The 18,423-nt window shown below is 57.0% G+C and carries 17 protein-coding genes; 4 read left to right on the top strand and 13 right to left on the bottom strand.

Annotation, left to right across the window (positions count from 1 at the left end; all coding sequences use genetic code 11):
* Positions 1–16 precede the first annotated feature (16 nt).
* The 6 genes from pcaG to JEM67_RS14385 all read right to left on the bottom strand — a co-directional run bounded on the left by pcaG (position 17) and on the right by JEM67_RS14385 (position 6,643).
* A complete protein-coding gene (pcaG, locus tag JEM67_RS14410) occupies positions 17–640 on the bottom strand; it encodes a protocatechuate 3,4-dioxygenase subunit alpha (RefSeq protein ID WP_199635916.1) in 624 nt (207 codons plus the stop codon).
* A complete protein-coding gene (pcaH, locus tag JEM67_RS14405; RefSeq protein ID WP_199635915.1) occupies positions 640–1,368 on the bottom strand; it encodes a protocatechuate 3,4-dioxygenase subunit beta in 729 nt (242 codons plus the stop codon). The genes pcaG and pcaH overlap by 1 nt, the downstream gene beginning before the upstream one ends.
* A gap of 369 nt (positions 1,369–1,737) precedes the next feature.
* Positions 1,738–3,174 carry a 6-phospho-beta-glucosidase gene (locus JEM67_RS14400; protein WP_199635914.1) on the bottom strand — a complete coding sequence of 479 codons (1,437 nt, stop codon included), beginning with the start codon at positions 3,172–3,174 and terminating at the stop codon, positions 1,738–1,740.
* Positions 3,175–3,435: 261 nt separating this feature from the next.
* Positions 3,436–4,170 carry a MurR/RpiR family transcriptional regulator gene (locus JEM67_RS14395; RefSeq protein WP_013812988.1) on the bottom strand — a complete coding sequence of 245 codons (735 nt, stop codon included), beginning with the start codon at positions 4,168–4,170 and terminating at the stop codon, positions 3,436–3,438.
* Positions 4,171–4,258: 88 nt separating this feature from the next.
* Positions 4,259–5,566, bottom strand: coding sequence for an MFS transporter (locus tag JEM67_RS14390; protein ID WP_199635913.1), 1,308 nt, complete (start codon positions 5,564–5,566; stop codon positions 4,259–4,261).
* Between the two features lie 126 nt (positions 5,567–5,692).
* The gene (locus JEM67_RS14385; protein ID WP_199636101.1) at positions 5,693–6,643 is read right to left on the bottom strand and encodes a 2-hydroxyacid dehydrogenase; all 951 of its coding nucleotides are present in this window, start codon (positions 6,641–6,643) and stop codon (positions 5,693–5,695) included.
* A gap of 349 nt (positions 6,644–6,992) precedes the next feature.
* Between JEM67_RS14385 and JEM67_RS14380 the strand changes: the two genes are divergently transcribed.
* From JEM67_RS14380 to JEM67_RS14365, 4 genes are all read left to right on the top strand, one after another.
* Positions 6,993–7,433: a rhodanese-like domain-containing protein gene (locus JEM67_RS14380; protein ID WP_197927214.1), complete on the top strand. Its 441-nt coding sequence runs from the start codon at positions 6,993–6,995 to the stop codon at positions 7,431–7,433.
* 53 nt (positions 7,434–7,486) lie between these two features.
* On the top strand, positions 7,487–8,440 hold the full coding sequence (gene epsC / locus JEM67_RS14375) for a serine O-acetyltransferase EpsC (protein WP_063199520.1): 954 nt from the start codon (positions 7,487–7,489) through the stop codon (positions 8,438–8,440).
* Between the two features lie 142 nt (positions 8,441–8,582).
* Positions 8,583–9,515: a family 2A encapsulin nanocompartment shell protein gene (locus tag JEM67_RS14370; protein WP_199635912.1), complete on the top strand. Its 933-nt coding sequence runs from the start codon at positions 8,583–8,585 to the stop codon at positions 9,513–9,515.
* Complete coding sequence (locus tag JEM67_RS14365) at positions 9,490–11,319, top strand: family 2A encapsulin nanocompartment cargo protein cysteine desulfurase (protein WP_199635911.1); 1,830 nt, start codon at positions 9,490–9,492, stop codon at positions 11,317–11,319. Before JEM67_RS14370 ends, JEM67_RS14365 begins: the two co-directional genes overlap by 26 nt.
* Before the next feature lie 206 nt (positions 11,320–11,525).
* Here JEM67_RS14365 and JEM67_RS14360 read toward each other — a convergent pair whose 3' ends face one another.
* From JEM67_RS14360 to JEM67_RS14330, 7 genes are all read right to left on the bottom strand, one after another.
* A complete protein-coding gene (locus JEM67_RS14360) occupies positions 11,526–11,948 on the bottom strand; it encodes an energy transducer TonB (RefSeq protein ID WP_020439079.1) in 423 nt (140 codons plus the stop codon).
* 338 nt (positions 11,949–12,286) lie between these two features.
* Positions 12,287–13,237: a sulfonate ABC transporter substrate-binding protein gene (locus tag JEM67_RS14355; protein ID WP_199635910.1), complete on the bottom strand. Its 951-nt coding sequence runs from the start codon at positions 13,235–13,237 to the stop codon at positions 12,287–12,289.
* 23 nt (positions 13,238–13,260) lie between these two features.
* On the bottom strand, positions 13,261–13,914 hold the full coding sequence (locus tag JEM67_RS14350; RefSeq protein WP_013812980.1) for a methionine ABC transporter permease: 654 nt from the start codon (positions 13,912–13,914) through the stop codon (positions 13,261–13,263).
* Positions 13,898–14,989 (bottom strand): methionine ABC transporter ATP-binding protein, encoded by a 1,092-nt coding sequence (locus tag JEM67_RS14345; protein ID WP_013812979.1) that lies wholly within the window; start codon positions 14,987–14,989, stop codon positions 13,898–13,900. The genes JEM67_RS14350 and JEM67_RS14345 overlap by 17 nt, the downstream gene beginning before the upstream one ends.
* 3 nt (positions 14,990–14,992) lie before the next feature.
* Positions 14,993–15,805, bottom strand: a complete 813-nt coding sequence (locus JEM67_RS14340; protein ID WP_199635909.1) for a MetQ/NlpA family ABC transporter substrate-binding protein — start codon at positions 15,803–15,805, stop codon at positions 14,993–14,995.
* 32 nt (positions 15,806–15,837) lie between these two features.
* Positions 15,838–17,208: an LLM class flavin-dependent oxidoreductase gene (locus JEM67_RS14335; protein ID WP_199635908.1), complete on the bottom strand. Its 1,371-nt coding sequence runs from the start codon at positions 17,206–17,208 to the stop codon at positions 15,838–15,840.
* Entirely contained in the window at positions 17,208–18,413 is a 1,206-nt protein-coding gene (locus tag JEM67_RS14330; protein ID WP_199635907.1) for an SfnB family sulfur acquisition oxidoreductase, read from the bottom strand. The genes JEM67_RS14335 and JEM67_RS14330 overlap by 1 nt, the downstream gene beginning before the upstream one ends.
* Positions 18,414–18,423 lie beyond the last annotated feature (10 nt).

The following is an 18,423-nucleotide window of genomic DNA, read 5'->3' as shown; positions in this document are numbered from 1 at the left end:
GCAGCGGTGGCGGGAACTACAGGTCGAAGAATACCGTTTCGCGATCGCCCTGAATAACAATGTCAAAACGATACACCAACTCGTCGCCACGGCGTTCGGGATGGGCAATCAGCGTTTTGCGGCGGACTTCCAGTTCGATCAGATTCAGCACCGGATCTTGCTGGTTGGCGGCATCTTCGTCGGCAAAATACATCCGGGTATGCAGCCCAAGATTGATACCGCGCGCGACGATCCACAGATTAACGTGCGGTGCCATCAGGCGGCCGTCACGCCCGCAAACTGCGCCGGGTTTGATGGTTTCAAAGCGATAGTGGCCGGTTTCAAAATCCGAACAACTGCGGCCCCAACCGCGAAAAGCGCCGTCCAGCGGCTTGTCGTGCTGTTGATCTCCAGGGTGGTTGTAGCGACCGTGCGCATTGGCCTGCCAGATTTCCAGCAGCACATCGCGGATCGGCGAACCGCTGCCGTCGAACACTCGGCCTTCGAGGGTGATGCGTTCGCCCTGGGTTTCCGGCTGGGTCAGCACGTGATTGAAGTTGTTTTCAAAGATATCGAAGCCGGCGGCAAAGGGGGCCAGGCCGATGTGCACATAAGGCCCGGCGGTTTGCGACGGCGTTTCCGGCAGATACTGTTGCGGCATTATGCTTTCCCCTGCAGACGGTTTTCAAACAGCGTAGCGCGGTGGCCGCGCAGCACCAGATCGAAGCGATAAGCCAGGCTGTCCAATTGAATCGAGGCGGTTTTATCCAACCCGGCGATCAGCGAGCGTACCGCATCGTCATTTTTGATGGCGCGGACGATTGGGCAACTGGCAATCAGCGGATCGCCCTCAAAATACATTTGGGTGATCAGCCGCTGGGCGAAGGCGTCGCCGGACAGCGAGAAATGAATATGGGCGGGGCGCCAGTCGTTGACCTGGTTGCGCCACGGATAGGGGCCGGGCTTGATGGTGCGGAAGAAGTAATAGCCGTTATCGTCGGTCAGCATACGGCCACAACCGCCGAAATTAGGGTCTATCGGTGCCAGATACTGATCCTTTTTATGGCGGTAACGCCCGCCGGCGTTGGCCTGCCACACTTCTACCAGCGCATTGCGCAACGGCAGGCCGTTCTCGTCGCGCACATAGCCGTGCACGATAATCCGCTCGCCGATGGGCAGACCCTGTTTGGCGTAATTAAGGATAAGATCGTTATCCAGCGCCCCAAGCTCACGCTGGCCGAACACCGGGCCGGTGATTTCTGATAGCGAATTTTGCAGCGAGATCAATGCGTTCTTCGGCGAGCGCAGCACGCTGGTTTTATATTCCGGCACCAGCGCCGGCGGGTGCCGATCGTAGTTGCGATGGTACAGTTCGTTTATCTGGCTCATGCGGAAATCCTCATGGCATAGGCAGGATACAAAGGGCTGATCTGTTTTGTTGTTATGTCAGCGCGAAGGGGAGAAACCCTGTCCCCACACTGAGTCTACGCAAGCCGAAGTGTTACGATAAAGTGACATTTAGCGGCTTTTTACATAACCTGAGGTTATGTAATGAAAGCGCATAAACAGGATGCTCCGAGGAGATACTAAGAGGCAAAAGAACTCGGACGTCAGTCACTTTTGTTTTAATGCTTTTCGTATCAATGTTAATTGGCGCTTTGATTGTTTTTATTGAGCGAGTGAGAATGTCAAAGGTCCAATAAGAATGAGCCACATCGCTGTGGCTCATTCGCGTTTTCATAAAAAAAACCGTGATTTTTAAAGCTGCTCGCCGTTGCTGGCGATCACGTTGCGGTACCAGTCAAAGCTCTTTTTGCGCGAACGCTCGAGGGTGCCGGTGCCGTCGTCATGCTTGTCGACGTAGATAAAGCCGTAACGCTTGCCGTACTCGCCGGTAGTGAAGGAAACGCAGTCGATACAGCCCCACGGGGTGTAACCGATCAGATCTACGCCGTCTTCGATCACCGCTTTCTTCATCTGCTCGATATGCGCGCTCAGGTAGTCGATGCGATAGTCGTCGTTGATTTGGCCGTCGGCCTCTACTTTGTCAAAGGCGCCAAAACCGTTCTCAACGATAAACAGCGGTTTCTGGTAGCGTTCATACAACACGTTCAGCGAATAACGCAGCCCAACCGGGTCAATCTGCCAACCCCAGTCGGAGGTTTTAACGTGCGGGTTCGGCACGTTGCCCGGGAAGCCGAACATGGCGTCGCTGCTGCTTGGCGCATCCGCCTGCAGGGCGTTGCTCATGTAGTAGCTGAAACCGATGTAGTCCGCGCAACCTTCGCGCAGGGTTTGCTCGTCCTGCGGCTGCATTTCAATCTGGAAGCCCTTGCGCTGCCAATCACGCAGCAGGTAAGACGGGTAGTAGCCGCGTACCTGCACGTCGGTGAACAGGTAACGCTGGTGCATCGCCTCGACGCTGTACATAACGTCGTCCGGCTTGCAGGAGAACGGATAGAAGGGCACGCAGGCCAGCATGCAGCCGATCTTGAATTCCGGGTTAATCTGGTGACCGAGTTTCACTACCTGCGCACTGGCGACGAACTGATGGTGCAATACCTGATACAGCGTTTGCTCCGGATTCAGCTCTTCGCTGTACACCACGCCAGAGCAACAGTAACCAAACAGCGGATACTGGTAGTTGCTCTGGTTGTTGATCTCGTTAAAGGTCATCCAGTATTTCACTTTGTGCTGATAGCGGCGCAGCACCACTTCACTGAAACGCACGAAGAAATCCACCACCTGGCGGTTTTTCCAGCCGCCGTATTCCTTCACCAGGTGATAAGGCATTTCAAAGTGGGACAGGGTGATCACCGGTTGAATGTTGTATTTCAGCAGTTCATCGAACAGATCGTCGTAGAATTGCAGGCCGGCTTCGTTCGGCTCCAACTCATCCCCTTTAGGGAAGATGCGCGTCCAGGCTATTGAGGTGCGGAAGCATTTGAAGCCCATTTCGGCAAACAGCGCCACGTCCTGCTTATAGCGGCCGTAGAAATCCACGGCTTCATGGTTCGGGTAGCTGTAACCTTCCAGCACGCCATCGGTCATCACGCGATCCACGCCGTGCGAGCCGCCCGACAACACGTCGGCAATGCTTGGGCCTTTACCGCCCTGATCCCAACCGCCTTCAACCTGGTGCGCGGCGACGGCGCCCCCCCACAGAAAATCTTTCGGTAACTGTTGCTGTTTCATTGTTGGATTCTCATTCGTTTATTAATGAAAGGCTATACGCAAAATAATTGGAGTTGCATCACGGCGGCAAGACCGTAAATCCCCAGGAGCTTAGTAAGCTAAGTGACTGGGGTGCGCGGGCGCGGCCAACACAGATGCAGCTTCAAGTATGAAGGGTATATTTTGTTAGCGTCTGAGAATAGAGTAGCAAGTTGGAATTAAATGTCACGATATAACAAATTGCCGCTTCGGTAACTTGTCACATTTAAAAAACAGGCTGTTTTATTTTGTGGTATTAATATTTCCCAGCCGCTTGCCGATGGTTTCAATAATGTAAATAACCGGGATCTGGGTGGTGATATTATGTTGGCCGGCAATGAGCTGTTGGGGGACGTGGTAGGAGAGGTTGAAGTCCGCAATTTTTGCCAGCGACGAGGTTTCGTTGTTGGTGATGCTGACAATCTTGCAGTGATGCAGACTGAACTGGCTGGCGAGACGCAGGATCTCTTCGGTTTCGCCGGAGACCGAAAGCATAATCGCCACCGCGCTTTTATACATATCGCTGTTGATCGGATAATAAGGATCGTCAATATGGGTGCTGAATTTCCCGACGTTGGAAAAAAAACGCGCACCGTATCTGCCTAACGCGCCCGAGGTGCTTACGCCGACGAAAATAATGCGTTCCGCCGCGGCGATATGCTGCACCGCCTGATCGATTTGCTGATTAAACTCGTCGTTGTTGATGCTTTTAAAAAAGCTGATGATTTCGCTGGTGCCAAAATCCATCGGCATCACTTCCGCCTGTTCCAGATACAGCTTGAAACGGATACGGAATTCGGAATACCCCTCGCACCCCATTTTCTTGCAAAAACGCAACACGGTGGTGGTAGACACCCCAGCGGCCTCGGCCAGTTCGCGGATCGTCATGTACATCACCGGGTTCTTGTTTTTGATGACGTAGTTATAAACCATCATTTCCAGCGCGTTGAGTTCGGCGATTGCTTTATGGGTAAACATAGATTTATCCGGCTAGTGGCAACAGAGCGTAATCAGCGGGCTAACATAGCAAATTTTGCCGCAGCCCGCTCGTGGTTTCCGTTGCTTTTCAGGCGCGTTTAGCCTTTTCCAGCAGGGCGTCATGTGCCGGTTCGGACCCGGTCAGATCGCACTCCTTCGGCAGCCGCCAGGCGATAATACCGGCGATAATCAGCGAGACGGCCAGCCCGCAGACGGCGACGTTCTGGCCGTACAGATAAATCATCACGCCCACCAGATAAGGCCCGCAAAAACCGCCCAGATTGCCCAGGCCGTTGATCACGCCGCGCGCGCCGCCGGCCACCTCCGCCGAGGCGATGCGGCCAGGCATCGACCAGAACGGACTGGTGGCGGCTTTCAGGAAGAACCCGCAGACCACCAGGGCGATATAGGCCGCCACCACGTTATGGCGCAGTACCACCGAGGCCAACAACGCGGCGGCGAAGCAGAACAGTGAAACCATCACCCACAGGCGTCGCTTGCCGGTTTTGTCGGTGAGTACCGAAATCAGGTAAATTCCCAGCAGCGTAGCGACGAACGGCAAAATGGCCAGGAACCCAACCGAGGCCATATTGCCGCCGGTGAGATTTTTCAGGATGGTGGGCAGCCACAGGGTGTAGCCGTAATCGCCGGTTTGATAAAAGAAGTTCAGCAGTACCAGCTTCATCAGCCCTTTATTGCGAAACACATCTCTTAGCGGGGCATTACTGACCGGCTGTGTTTTGCTGCGCGCCTGGCGTTCACGCGCCAATTCGGTTATCAGATATTCACGCTCGAGGGCCGGCAACCAACGCGCCTCCTGCGGACGATCGCTAATCAACAGCCACCAGACGGCCAGCACCAGCAGCGACAGCAACCCTTCGAGTATAAACAGCCAACGCCAGTCGAGCTGATTGATGATGGCACCCGAGATCGGTGCGGTAAGCATGCCGCCAAGAGGGGCGAACATCATGACGAAAGCGTTGGCGCGCCCCAGCTCTTTCTCCGGGAACCAGTTGCTGATCATGGTCAGCACCACCGGCAGCATACCCCCTTCGGAAATGCCCAGAACAAAGCGCAGCACCAGCAATTGATAGTGATTGGTGACAAATCCGGTGGCCACCGAAACTACTGCCCAGGCGCACAAAGACCAGGCGATAAAACGTTTGCCGCTGCCGTTAACCGCGATGCGCCCACCGGGCACCTGCAAAAACAGGTAACCGATAAAGAAAATGCCGCTGGCCAGGCCGGCCATCTGGCTGGTGATGCCCAAATCACTTTCCATGCCGCCGGGCAGCGCAAAACTGATATTAACCCGGTCCATAAAAGAAATAATGCAGGCGATCAGGATCGGGGCAATAACCCGCAGCCAGCGGGTGTTGGGGATTTTATTATCCATAGCGATCTCTCTTTGCGGGCACAGGGTATACCCGTCGCCTTTCAAGCCGCAGCGTTGTTGGCTGCAGCTTGAAATTCATAGGGTATAAATAAGGTTCTGTCGTTCAAAATGAGTAAAACCTGTTAATTATTCGATAGCGTTGGGCAGAGGCTGGTGCCTGAAATAGGCACTGACGTTGGCGAACACGATATCGCTCATCTTTTGCCGGGTTTCGTGCGTGCCACTGGCGACGTGGGGTTGCAGCACCACATTGTTCATGCCAATCAGCGCGGCGGCAACCCTGGGTTCGTCGGCGTAGACATCCAACCCGGCGCCTGCGATGGCGCCGCTTTGCAGGGCATCGATCAGATCTTGTTCATTAACGATGCTGCCGCGGGCAATGTTAATCACCAGCGCGTGCGGCGGCAGAGCATTGAAGATCGTTTTGTCCACCAGGCCGATGCTGTCTTTGCCGCCGGAAATGGCGATAACAAAGAAGTCGCTCTCCCGCGCCAGGGAGAGGGGATCAGGGAAGTAAGCATAGGGTAATGCGCCATCCTGTTGGTGGCTGGCGTATTGAATATGCATGTTGAAACCGGCAGCGCGCTGGGCAATAGCGCGGCCGATGTTGCCCATGCCAAAAATGCCGAGGCGCTTGCCGCTGACCTGCACCGACAGGCCCGGCGCTTCCTGCAGCCAGCGGCCTTCACGCACAAAACGGTCGTAGTGACACAGCTGGCGCGCGGTTGCCAGCAGCAGCCCCAGCGCCATATCCGCCACGTCCTCCGTCAATGCGCCGGAGGTAATGGTGACCGCGATGCCGCGCTGCCGAGTATAACTCAGGTCAATGGCGTCGGTGCCCACGCCGAAAACGGCAATCAGCCCCAGATTCGGCAGTTGTTCCAGTACCGACGTAGCAACGCCAATATCGCCACGGGTGACCAGTGCGGTGAGGGTTCCGCCATTGGCCGCCAGGAAGGCGGCCGGGTCGGCCTGTTCGTAGAGACGGTGCACGACAAAGTTGGCCTCAAGGCGGGCAAGCAGGCTGTCCATTAGCGGGGCGATCAACAATACGTCATTGGGGGTATCGGTCATCATTTTTACCTGTTCAGAAAACACCATGGTTTCGTTGTTGTTATCAAAGCGGTTTTCAGACGGCGGTTTTGCGACAGATATCACGCTGAAGAGTGTTAACAAACTGTGTTACCCGTAATGTGATCGACGGGAGAAAACGGGTAACAGCGCGCTGTAACATAGCCACGCGAAAATCGAAATTCATAAGCCAATAATTGGTTTTCATTAGCCTGATTTTAGCTAAGTCGGGCTAGATGCTTTTACTATAAGCCCTAATGAAAAGTTATTTATTGCTGGTCGGAAAGGGTAATAAATTGAAGTTAATGAACGAAAACAACCCTACTGAAAAATAGAGAATATGCCGGAGGTGAATATGTCCTACGCATCTGCACAAAGGTTTAAAACCCATTCCAACGTGAATGCGGATAACCCAGGCAGGGATAACTACGTCGCCCAAAATACCGCCGCTTTTGAACGCGATCTGACGCCGGAAGCCAGTTGGCAATTAGTCAACAGCGGGGCGGCGGTGTTGGTGGATATCCGCACCCCGGAAGAGCGCAAAACCTTTGGCTACGTTGAGGAATCCGCGCGGGTTCCCTGGTTAACCGGCTCGAACAAAATCCGCAACCCGCGTTTTTTCCTTGAGTTAAGCAAAGTCGTCGACAAACAGCAGCAGGTCATCCTGCTGTGCCAAACCGGCAAACGCTCCGCCGATGCGGTGCTGGCGGCCCTTAAAGCCGGTTATACGCAGGCTTACGGCGTACAAGGCGGGATTGAGGGCGCACGACACTTGCCCTGGCTAAAGACAGCCTGACGGCGCTCGAACCGAGTGGGTCATTGGGCGTTATCACATAAACAGAGGGAATTATGACTCGCTTTTCACAGCCGCAAGAAAATACCAACTGGCAACTTGCCGATATCGTTAATGAGCTGCGCTCAGCGCGGCTCTCCTGGCGCGAGCGCAGCGGCCAGGCGTCGCTTTCCGGGCAAAAGGAGCTGCCGTCGAAAAGTGTGGTCAGCGAAATAACCGAATCGCTGCGAGCGATTTTATTCCCGATGCGCTTGGGGCCGGACGATCTGCGCCATGAAAGCGAAGACTACTTCGTTGGTCATACGCTGGACGCGGTGCTGAATGCACTGCTGATTCAGGTGCGCCTTGCTCTGGGGTTTAGCCGTTCTGAGGGCGACGACGCAGAGCTTGGGGACTCGCTCAATGCGCAGGCGGTGACGCTGGTGCGGCAGTTCGCCACCGTGTTGCCGGCCATTCGTCGCCGGTTGGACAGCGACATTCTGGCCGCTTATCACGGCGATCCTTCGGCGCGCAGCGTGGACGAGGTGTTACTGTGTTTCCCCGGCGTCAACGCCATTATCCACCACAGGTTGGCGCACTATTTCTATCTCGCGGGCGTTCCTTTGCTGGCGCGCATCATCGCCGAAAAGGCTCACGGTGAAACCGGTATCGATATTCATCCCGGTGCACAAATCGATGACGGCTTTTTTATCGACCACGGCACTGGCGTAGTGATTGGCGAAACCGCCATTATCGGCAAGCGGGTACGTCTCTATCAGGCGGTCACGCTGGGCGCCAAACGCTTTGTCACCGAGGAGTCCGGCATTCTGCAAAAAGGGCAGCCACGCCATCCGATTATTGAAGACGATGTGGTGATCTACGCCGGTGCCACTTTGTTGGGCAGAATTACCATTGGCAAGGGATCGTCCATTGGCGGCAACGTCTGGCTGACGCGCAGCGTCAAACCGGGCAGCAATATTCGCCAGGCAAATATCCAGAGCGACAGTCATGAATTTGGCTCAGGTATTTAATGTGGCGCATTTCAACCCTGTTAATAACCCGCAGTGAGGTCTGCGAAACGGATTCAATAAATCGATATTTTATTTAACGCGCTATTTAACCGGTAATTATTAATTATTTATCACCAGCCTATTTTTTTCAGGAGAAACAACCATGTCTCAACACAATGACGCCCGGCTTGCATTAGGGGATAATGCAGCACGGCAATTGGCTAACGCGACAAAAACCGTCCCGCAATTATCCATTATCACACCACGCTGGTTGGTGCATTTGCTGCAATGGACACCGGTCGAGGCAGGGATATTCCGCCTGAACAAGGTCAAGAACCCGTTAAATGTTCAGGTAGCCTGCTCGCAGCGCGATGAAGGGTTATTACCCCAGACCTATGTGGATTACGAAGAAGCGCCGCGCGAGTATTTTCTCAATGCCGTTACCACCATTCTGGATGTGCATACCCGCGTCTCCGATTTATACAGCAGTCCGCACGATCAAATTCGCGAGCAGCTGCGCCTGACCATTGAAACCATTAAAGAGCGCCAGGAAAACGAGCTGATCAATAATCCTGAGTACGGTTTATTGGCCAGCGTTGATGAAGCCCAGCGTATTTCAACGCTGACCGGTGCGCCGACGCCGGACGATCTGGACGAACTGATCACCAAAGTATGGAAAGAACCCGGTTTCTTCCTCGCTCATCCGTTAGCCATCGCCGCCTTTGGCCGCGAGTGCACCCGCCGTGGCGTGCCGCCGCCAACCGTCAGTCTGTTTGGTTCGCAGTTTCTCACCTGGCGAGGCTTGCCGCTGATCCCCTCGGATAAGCTGCCCATCGACGAAGAAGGCAAAACCAAAATTATCCTGCTGCGTACCGGGGAAAAACGTCAGGGCGTCATTGGCCTTTACCAGCCGGGCGTCGCCGGTGAGCAAAGCCCGGGGCTGTCGGTGCGCTTTATGGGGATTAACCGCAATGCGATAGCCTCCTACCTGATTTCCCTTTACTGCTCATTGGCGGTTCTGACTGAAGATGCCGTTGCCGTTTTAGACGATGTTGATGTGAGCAAATATCATGACTATCCAGACAGTTACAAGTAGTTCATTGCCTCACGAGGCGCAGCCGCCAGCCGGTTTGCCGGACGTTAACGCGCTGGCTAACCTGGCTAATCAGATCTTCAGTGCCTTGCCTGGGCGTGAGGCTGGTGCGGGGCTGCAACCGACCGCAGGCAGCGAACGCGCCACGACGGTGTTGCAACAGACCGCTACGCCGGCTCTAGAGCCGGCACTGGCCTCCGACGGTCTGGAGGCGCAAACATTGTCCGGTTGGCAGCAGGGCGCGCAGCGGCAGGCCTTTTTGGCTCCGCCAACGCTGCCTCAGCCACGGGATCCGGCGGCGACGGCGGGGTTCTATTTTCTGAGCGAAAATCAGGACCGGCAAAAACGCTTGCCGCCGGATACCGGGCTGGATGGCCTGGCGAACCAGGCGCTCACCGGTCAGGCTCATCTTAGTGACCAACCCTTCGCCGGGGCGGTCAACGGCGGGCTGGAGTCGGTTATCGGATCGCTGTTTCCTGCCGTCACCGCACCGGTTAGCGGCGTAGCGCAAGATGCGACCAGCGGGCAGTATTATTTTCTGGAACAGGGGCAGCCACGGCGAGAAGCCGCACCGCAGCAACGGCCGCGCAGCAGTTTTGATGTGCATGCCGTACGCCGCGACTTCCCCATTCTTGCGGAACGGGTTAACGGCAAACCTCTGGTGTGGTTGGATAACGCCGCCACCACCCATAAACCGCAGGTGGTTATCGATCGGCTGGCGTATTTCTACGCCCATGAAAACTCGAATATCCACCGTGCGGCGCATGAGCTGGCTGCCAGGGCAACGGATGCCTATGAAGGGGCCAGAAACAGCGTTGCCCGTTTTCTGGGGGCCAAATCATCGGCGGAAATTATCTTTACCCGAGGGGCAACGGAAGCCATCAACCTGATTGCCAACACCTTTGGCCGCCAACACATCGGCGAAGGCGATGAAATCGTGGTTTCCCAGTTGGAACACCATGCCAACATCGTGCCCTGGCAGCAGCTTGCCGCCAGCGTGGGGGCTAAAATTCGGGTGATCCCGGTGGATGACAGCGGGCAGATTCTGCTGGATGAATACCGCAAGCTCTTGTCGCCGCGTACCCGTTTGGTGTCGATCACCCAGGTATCCAATGCGCTGGGCACGGTGACGCCGGTCGAGCAGGTGATTGCGCTGGCTCATCAGGCCGGAGCGCGGGTGTTGGTAGACGGCGCACAGGCGGTATCGCACTTGAAGGTTAACGTGCAGGCGCTGGACGCGGACTTTTACGTGTTCTCCGGCCACAAGGTGTTTGGCCCAACCGGCATCGGCGCGGTGTACGGCAAGGCGGAGCTGCTGGAAACCCTGCCGCCGTGGCAGGGTGGCGGCAATATGATTGCCGATGTCACCTTTGAGAAAACGCTGTACCAGCCGGCACCGGCCAGGTTTGAAGCCGGCACCGGCAACATCGCCGACGCGGTGGGATTGGGGGCGGCGTTGGACTACGTCGAACGCCTGGGGCTCGATAATATCAACCGTTACGAGCATGAATTGCTGGAGTACGCCGCCGGGCAGTTGATCCGCATTCCGGGCCTGCGCCTGATTGGCACCGCAGCCAATAAGGCCAGCGTGCTGTCGTTTGTGCTGAGCGGCTACCGTACCGAAGAAGTGGGCAACGCGCTTAACCGTGAAGGCATTGCGGTGCGTTCCGGTCATCACTGTGCCCAACCGATCCTGCGGCGCTTTGGCGTCGAGGCGACGGTGCGGCCATCGCTGGCGTTTTACAATACCTACGAGGAAGTGGATCTGTTGGCGGCAACCTTGCACAAACTGGCAAAAGGGCGCTGAATAACTGCGTTTAATACCGCGACACCCCAAGCTTGATACGGGTGGGGAGCATGCAGGTTAGCCGACCGTTGAGCGCATGGACGCGCGATACGAGCCTCCATGGATGGATTCACGGCGTGTCGGCGCTCTGCATGCACTTCACCTGCAGCACTATTAGGCCAAGACGCGATAACCCGGCCGGCGCAGAGCACTCTGCGCCGGTTTTTTTATCCCCCGGCCCCCAGAGTTGCATCACCGGTAACGTTGAAGGTAAACGAGACTTTTTCATGCAAGCTACCGGGTTTCCAGCAGCTACGAGCAATAGCGCTTTTCGCTTCATAATAGAATTCTGGATTTCCCGTTAGTTCGATATTCTTTGCTTTACCTCTATCATCAACGTCAAACGTACCGGTTATTTTACCGTCAATCTTTTTCGCCATTGCGGCAGCGGGATAAAACGGACGTTCGTAAAAAACTTGCCCGTCACAGCCCAAATTGGGCGGCTGAACAACCTTCGACGTGGTGTTTTCGGCACCCCTTGCATAAATACAATCACCCACGGCGCTGGTTTTTTCACATCCTGAGGGTTTCATTGGCGTACAACCTGCCAGAATAACAGTGGCAAGCGGCATAAGGATAAAACGTGTCATGTCATGGTTCCTGCTCAGGTTTCCGTCAGGGAGCTATTTAACTCCCATTCCACCATTTAGGGGGCATATTTTTTCACTGGAAACATTATAGAGGGGGAGCCTGAATAACGTGGAAAATTGCACGTTTAGCGTGTTTTTAACCACAAAAAGAAAAGCCGCACAAAAGTGCGGCCAAAATAAAGTTCGCGACGAACGAAACAAGGACAAAAACTCCGGTAGACAGGCCCTGAAAGAAAATGCTCCCAGAGACATATCCCGATAATAATAAAAATATCCCCACAGGTTAAATGCCGAATATCGCTTTGCTTAGCTGAATTAATACAAAGATATTCAGTAAGTTACTTATCCTCGGACCAGCGTGCGGCGCTGACGTCCACCTTGACCGGCAGCAGGCCAATCGCGGTGAACTTGTCGGCTAATTGCTGCTGTTCGGCAAATACCGCCGGCGTCATGCGCTGGCTGCCGAACGGCATGCGGGCGAGGGCTCTGGCCCAAATAGCCTGCTCCAACCCGGTGCTTTGCGCCAGGATCTTTGCCGCGTCGTCCTGATGGGCATTGGCCCAAGCGCTCAGTTCACTTAGCTGGTCGATCACCAATTTTGCGCTGTCCGGGTAGGTTTCGGCAAAGTGGCGGCTGGCGAGATAGAAGGTGTAATGCGGCACCAGACCTTCGGCATCCTTCAGCAGACGGGCGTTGGCGTGAGTTTCCACCTCGGCGTAGTAAGGGTCCCAAATCACCCAGGCATCTACGCTGCCGCGCTGGAAGGCGGCGCGGGCGTCACTCGGCGGTAAATACACCGGCGTCACGTCTTTGTAGTTCAGCCCGGCCTGTTCAAGCGCGCTGACCAACAGGTAATTGACGTCGGAGCCTTTGTTCAGCGCCACGCGTTTGCCTTTGAGGTCGGCAACGGTTTTGATCAGCGAACCCTGCGGCACTACAATGGCTTCGGTTTTCGGGCTGGCCGGCGAATGCCCCAGATAGATCAAATCGGCTTTGGCTGCCTGGGCAAAGGCCGGTGGTGCATCGCCGGTCGCCGCAAGATCAATGCTGCCGACGTTCAGCCCTTCGAGCATTTGCGGCCCGGCGGGAAACTCAATCCAGCGCACTTTGATGCCCTGCGGCGTCAGGGTTTTCTCCAGCGTACCGCGATATTTCAGCAGGGCGAAGATATTGGCTTTCTGGTAACCGATGGTGATTTGCTGCGGTTTTGCCTGCGCCGCAACGGTCGGCAGGGCGAATGTCCCCAACAGCAGCGAAGCGGCGATCAGCGAGGCTTTCAGTTTTTTCATTACACGTATCCAGTCAGTAAAGGTTAATGACGGTGGTTTAACCGGCGGGAAAGCCGATCGCCAAAAAATTGCAGCAGGGTCACCAGCGCCACCAACACCACGATGACGGTGAGCATTACCTGGGTGTCAAAACGCTGGTACCCATAACGGTAAGCCAGGTCACCCAGACCGCCCGCGCCTATTGCGCCGGCCATCGCAGAGGCGTTAATCATGGTCACCAGGGTAATGGTAAAACCGCTGACAATGCCGGGCATGGCTTCCGGCAACAGCACATGGCGAATGATATGCCCACGGCGGCAACCCATTGCCTGCGCAGCTTCAACCAGGCCGTGATCCACCTCTCGCAGACTGACTTCGGCGATACGCGCGAAAAACGGCATGGCGGCGATGGTCAGCGGCACTACGGCGGCCCATACGCCGTAAGAGGTGCCGACAATCATGCGGGTGAAGGGGATCAGCGCCACCATCAGGATCAAAAAGGGGATCGAGCGGAACAAATTTACCAACCAGCCGAGCACCCGCTGAACGCCAACCTGCTCATACAATCCACCGCGTTCGCTGACCACCAACAAGATCGCCAGCGGCAATCCCAGCACCAGCGCCAACAGGGAAGAAACGCCCACCATCAGCAATGTATCGAGAAATCCGGCCCACAGCCGTTCAAGCAACAGTGACATAGCCCAGGACCTCCACGCTGTCGGCCAGCGTCTGCGGAATGGTTCGATTATTCGGTGACGGTGTCACGGTTAGCAACAGATAACCGATGGCGTGCCCCTGAATATGCTCAATGGCGCTTTCCACCAGCGTCACACTACCCTGAAAAGCCGCCAGTACGTGGTTTAACTCCAGCGATGCTCCTTGGCCGCGGTAGCGTAACCGGATCAATTGCGGTGCATCCGGCGTGGGGGGCGTGGCGGCGATCCGCCCAACCCATTCTTCCGGCAAGCGATCGTGTGAAGGGGTCAGCAGGATGCGGGTCGTTTCCTGCTGCGGGTTGCCGTATACCTGCCACACCGGGCCGCATTCGATAATCTCACCCCGTTCCAGCACCGCCACCCGGTGGCAGATATCATGGATCACCTCCATTTCATGGGTAATCAGCACGATGGTGATGTTGAACTCACGGTTGATGCGCTGTAACAACGCCAGAATGGCGCGGGTGGTTTCCGGATCGAGCGCGGAGGTGGCTTCATCGCACAACAGCAATTCGGGGTTATGCACCAGCGCCCTGGCGATGCCGACCCGCTGTTTCTGCCCGCCGGAAAGCTGCGCCGGGTAGGCGTCCGGGTAGTCGCTCAGCCCGACAAGCTCCAGCAATGCGTCCACTCTGCTGCGCCGCTCGGCGACGGGCACGCCCGCCACCCGCAGCGGCAACTCGATATTCTGCCGGACGGTTTTGGCCGACAGCAGGTTGAAGTGCTGGAAAATCATGCCGGTGCGCCGCCGGTAGGCTACCAGTTGATCTTCATTCAATTGGCCGATATCAACGCCATCGACCTCCACGCTGCCGCCGCTGGGGCGTTCCAGCCGGTTGATGGTGCGGATCAGGGACGACTTGCCGGCGCCGCTGCGGCCGATAATGCCGAATATCTCCCCACGGCGAATGCCCAGGGAGATCTCCTTCAGCGCCTCGGTCAGTTGGCCGGGGTAACGCTTGCTGAGCCGGGTAAAGCGCAGGTGGGTGTCATCATGGCGGCGCACCACCTCGTCGGCGACGAGGGCATCTGGGTTAGTCAAAATCAGGCTGGACATAAACTACTGGCTCCAGCCCGGCTGATACAGCTTGCCGTAGAAACTGTCGAGTTTGGCGCGCACGACCGGCGAATGCTGGTAAACGTCGACAAACTTGCGCAGGCGCGGGTCATCCTGATGGCCATCGCGGACCACGAACTGGATCACGTACTCCGGGTTTTCCAGGCCGTCGAACAGCAGGGCGCTGTTGGGATCGACGGTGCCGGATAGCCGCAGGTAGTGCGGATAGCCCTGCGCCAGGTCAACTTCCTCAAGCGTGCGTGCCAGTTGCACCGCTTCCACTTCGATAATTTTGATGTGTTTAGGGTTACTGACGATGTCTGCCTGGGTCGCCTGCAGGCCGGAGCCCGGTTTGAGTTTAATCAGCCCGGCCTTTTGCAACAGCAACAGGCCGCGGCCACCGTTAATCACGTCGTTGGCGATCGCCACTTTGGCGCCCTCCGGCAGATCGGCGATGCTCTGGTATTTTTTGGAGTACAGCCCGACGTTATTGATGATTGCCGGGGCATAGGCCACCAGGTGGAAATTGCCTTCTTTATTGGCGTTGTGCAGGAACGGCAGGTGCTGGAACAGGTTGACGTCGATATCGCCGTTTTCCAGGCTGACGTTCGGTGCGGTCCAGTCGCTGAATTCGATGATGTCGACCTTCAATCCCTGTTTGCGAGCCTCTTCCGCCGCCACTTCCAGCGGCGGGGCGAAGGCGGCGGTGGTACCGACTTTCAGGGCTCCGCTGTAATCATTGGCCGCAGCCGCCGCACCTGAGAGTGCCAACAGCACCGAAAACAGCCGTGTTAATGTCCGAAAGGGTATTGTCATAGGGGTGTTCCTTCAAAAGAAAAAGTAAGGGTTCAAACGGGTAAAGGCGCACCCGGACGCCAGCCGGCCGCCGGATGGCTGTGCGGCAAGCGGTCCTGCTGTCGAAACAGCTTTTGCCGCAGGCTGCCGGCGCGGTAGGCGGTTTTGTAGCGGCCACGCGCTTGCAACTCCGGCACCACCAGATCGATAAAATCGCGGTAGCTGCCTGGGTTAACGATGCGCGTCAGGTTAAACCCGTCGATATCGGCCTGATCCACCCATTGCAGCAACGTATCCGCCACTTGTTGCGGATCGCCCACCACCAACGGATAACGCCCGCCCATGGCGTGCTGTTCCAGCAGTTGGCGGCGGGTCCAGCCGCGGTAGGTTTGGGTGACCGACTCAATGGCCTGCGTCGGCCCGGCCTGGATCGGGTCGTCCAGACCAAAGCGTGAAAGATCGATGCCGGTCGAGCTGGAAAAATGCGCCAGACCGGCTTCGGGGCTGGCGTAACGCAGATATTCACGGTATTTGTCCTGCGCCTCGGCGGCAGTTGGCGCAACGATAACGCCGACCCCCATAAACACTTTCAAATCTTGTCGCTGACGGCCGGCCGCCACCGCTGCGGTACGCAGCTTGTCCACCTGAGCTTTCATTACCGCCGGGGTGGCGTGGTTAACGAAGGTGCACTCCGCGTGGCGGGCGGCGAACTGAATACCCCGTGCCGAGCTGCCGGCCTGGAACAGCAAAGGGGTACGCTGCGGCGAAGGCGAAGACAGGTGATAGCCCTCCACCTGATAAAATTCGCCGCGATGGGTAACCTTGTGGATCTTCTGCGCATCGGCGTAAATCCGTCGTTGACGGTCGGCCAACACGGCGTCATCTTCCCAACTGCCTTCCCATAACTGATAGGCAACGTCGAGAAACTCATCGGCCTGATCGTAACGGCGATCGTGACCGATCTGTTCGTTCAACCCCATCGCACGCGCGGCGCTGTCCAGATAGCCGGTGACGATATTCCAGCCGATGCGGCCCTGGGTCAGATGGTCCAACGTCGATAAGCGGCGGGCAAAGGGATAGGGCGCTTCATAACTCAGGTTGGCGGTGATGCCGAAGCCCAGATGTTGGGTCACCCCGGCCATCGCCGACACCAGCAGCAGCGGGTCGTTAACCGGCAGCTGTATCGACTCGCGGGCGGTCAGGGCGATGTTTTGCTGATAGACATCGTAAACGCCGAGGATATCGGCGATGAACAACCCGTCGAACAGCCCACGTTCCAGCAACTGCGCCAGCTCGGTCCAGTAGCTGAGTTGATTGAACTCGGTGGAGCGATCCTGCGGATGGGTCCACATGCCGTGATGAATATGGCCGACGCAGTTCATGTTGAAGGCGTTCAGCAGAACCTCTTTGGCGATAGCGCTCATTACAGAGTCCCCCGGCGCGGCGGCAGCACCCCGTTCAGCACGTAATTGCCGATCGCCGGGTATTTCCAGCGTACCGGGTCGTGCAAGGTGTGGGTTCGGGCGTTGCGCCAGTGGCGATCGAGGTTATCTTCCTGCAACGTGGCACGGCTACCGGCCAGCTCAAACAGCAGATTGCCGGCGGCCAGCGCGACCTCGGTGGTCCAGGCGCGGGCCGTGGCGACCTCAATCGAGGCTTGCGCGACCGACAGGGCATCGCTGTGGCGCTGAGCGACATCGATGGCGTCACCGGCCACGGCCAGCAGGGCGTCACCGGCCTGAATGCGGGCGGAAATTTTGCCGATGCGGTCCAGTGTCAGCGGGTCCTCGCTGGCGTGTTCGACGCCGGCATCAATCCACGGGCGCGAACGGCTGCGAACAAATTGCAGCATGTCCTGCCACGCGGCTTTGGCGATGCCCTGATCGATGGCGGCGTGCATGATTTGCGCCAGCGGGCCAACCGGCGTCGGCCGTTCAAACGCCGTCTGGAAGGGCACGATATCCTCTTCATCCACCGAGCACTGTTCCAGCGTCACGCTACCGCTGCCGGTGGTACGCTGACCAAAGCCGGACCAGTCGTCGGTGATGCTCAGGCCAGGGGTATTGCGCGGCAAAAATACCAACTGTTCTTTACCGTCTTCACCCCGCGCGGCGGTCGGGATGCGCCCGGCGTACAACGCGCCGGTAGCGTAAAATTTTTGGCCGGACAATTGCCATTGGCCTTCATGCCTGGACAGCGAGGTGCTGCGGTGGTGGGCGGCCTTGCTGGCAAACTCCGCCAGCGCATTGCCGAAATGCACGCCGTCCAGCGCTTCCTGGTACAGGCGCCGTTGCTGCTGCGGTGAACCGTTCACTCGCAGCACTTCCAGCGCGTAATAATGGTTTTGCGGCACCTGGCCGATCGACGCATCGCCCTGGCTGAGAATAGCGATGACCTGCGCCAGCACGCGGTTCGACAACCCCGGGCCGCCAAATTCTTGCGGCACGGTAATCGCGCCGAGGCCGGAGGCGAACAGGTCTGCCAGTTCGGCAACCGGCAATCGCCGTTGGCTGTCACGCTCGGCGGCGGTCGGGCTGAATTGCTCCGCCAGCCGGTGTGCGGTCTCCAGCGCCTGTTCGGGACTGGTAATGCGTTGCGCCACGTGTTGAGGGGCTACCTGGGTGGTCATGTTCCGCTCC

This window comes from Serratia sp. PAMC26656 (genome assembly GCF_016469055.2).
Classification (GTDB): Bacteria; Pseudomonadota; Gammaproteobacteria; order Enterobacterales; family Enterobacteriaceae; genus Serratia; species Serratia plymuthica.
Note: the sequence above shows the minus strand (reverse complement) of the source record. Positions and strands in the feature narration are given on the sequence as shown.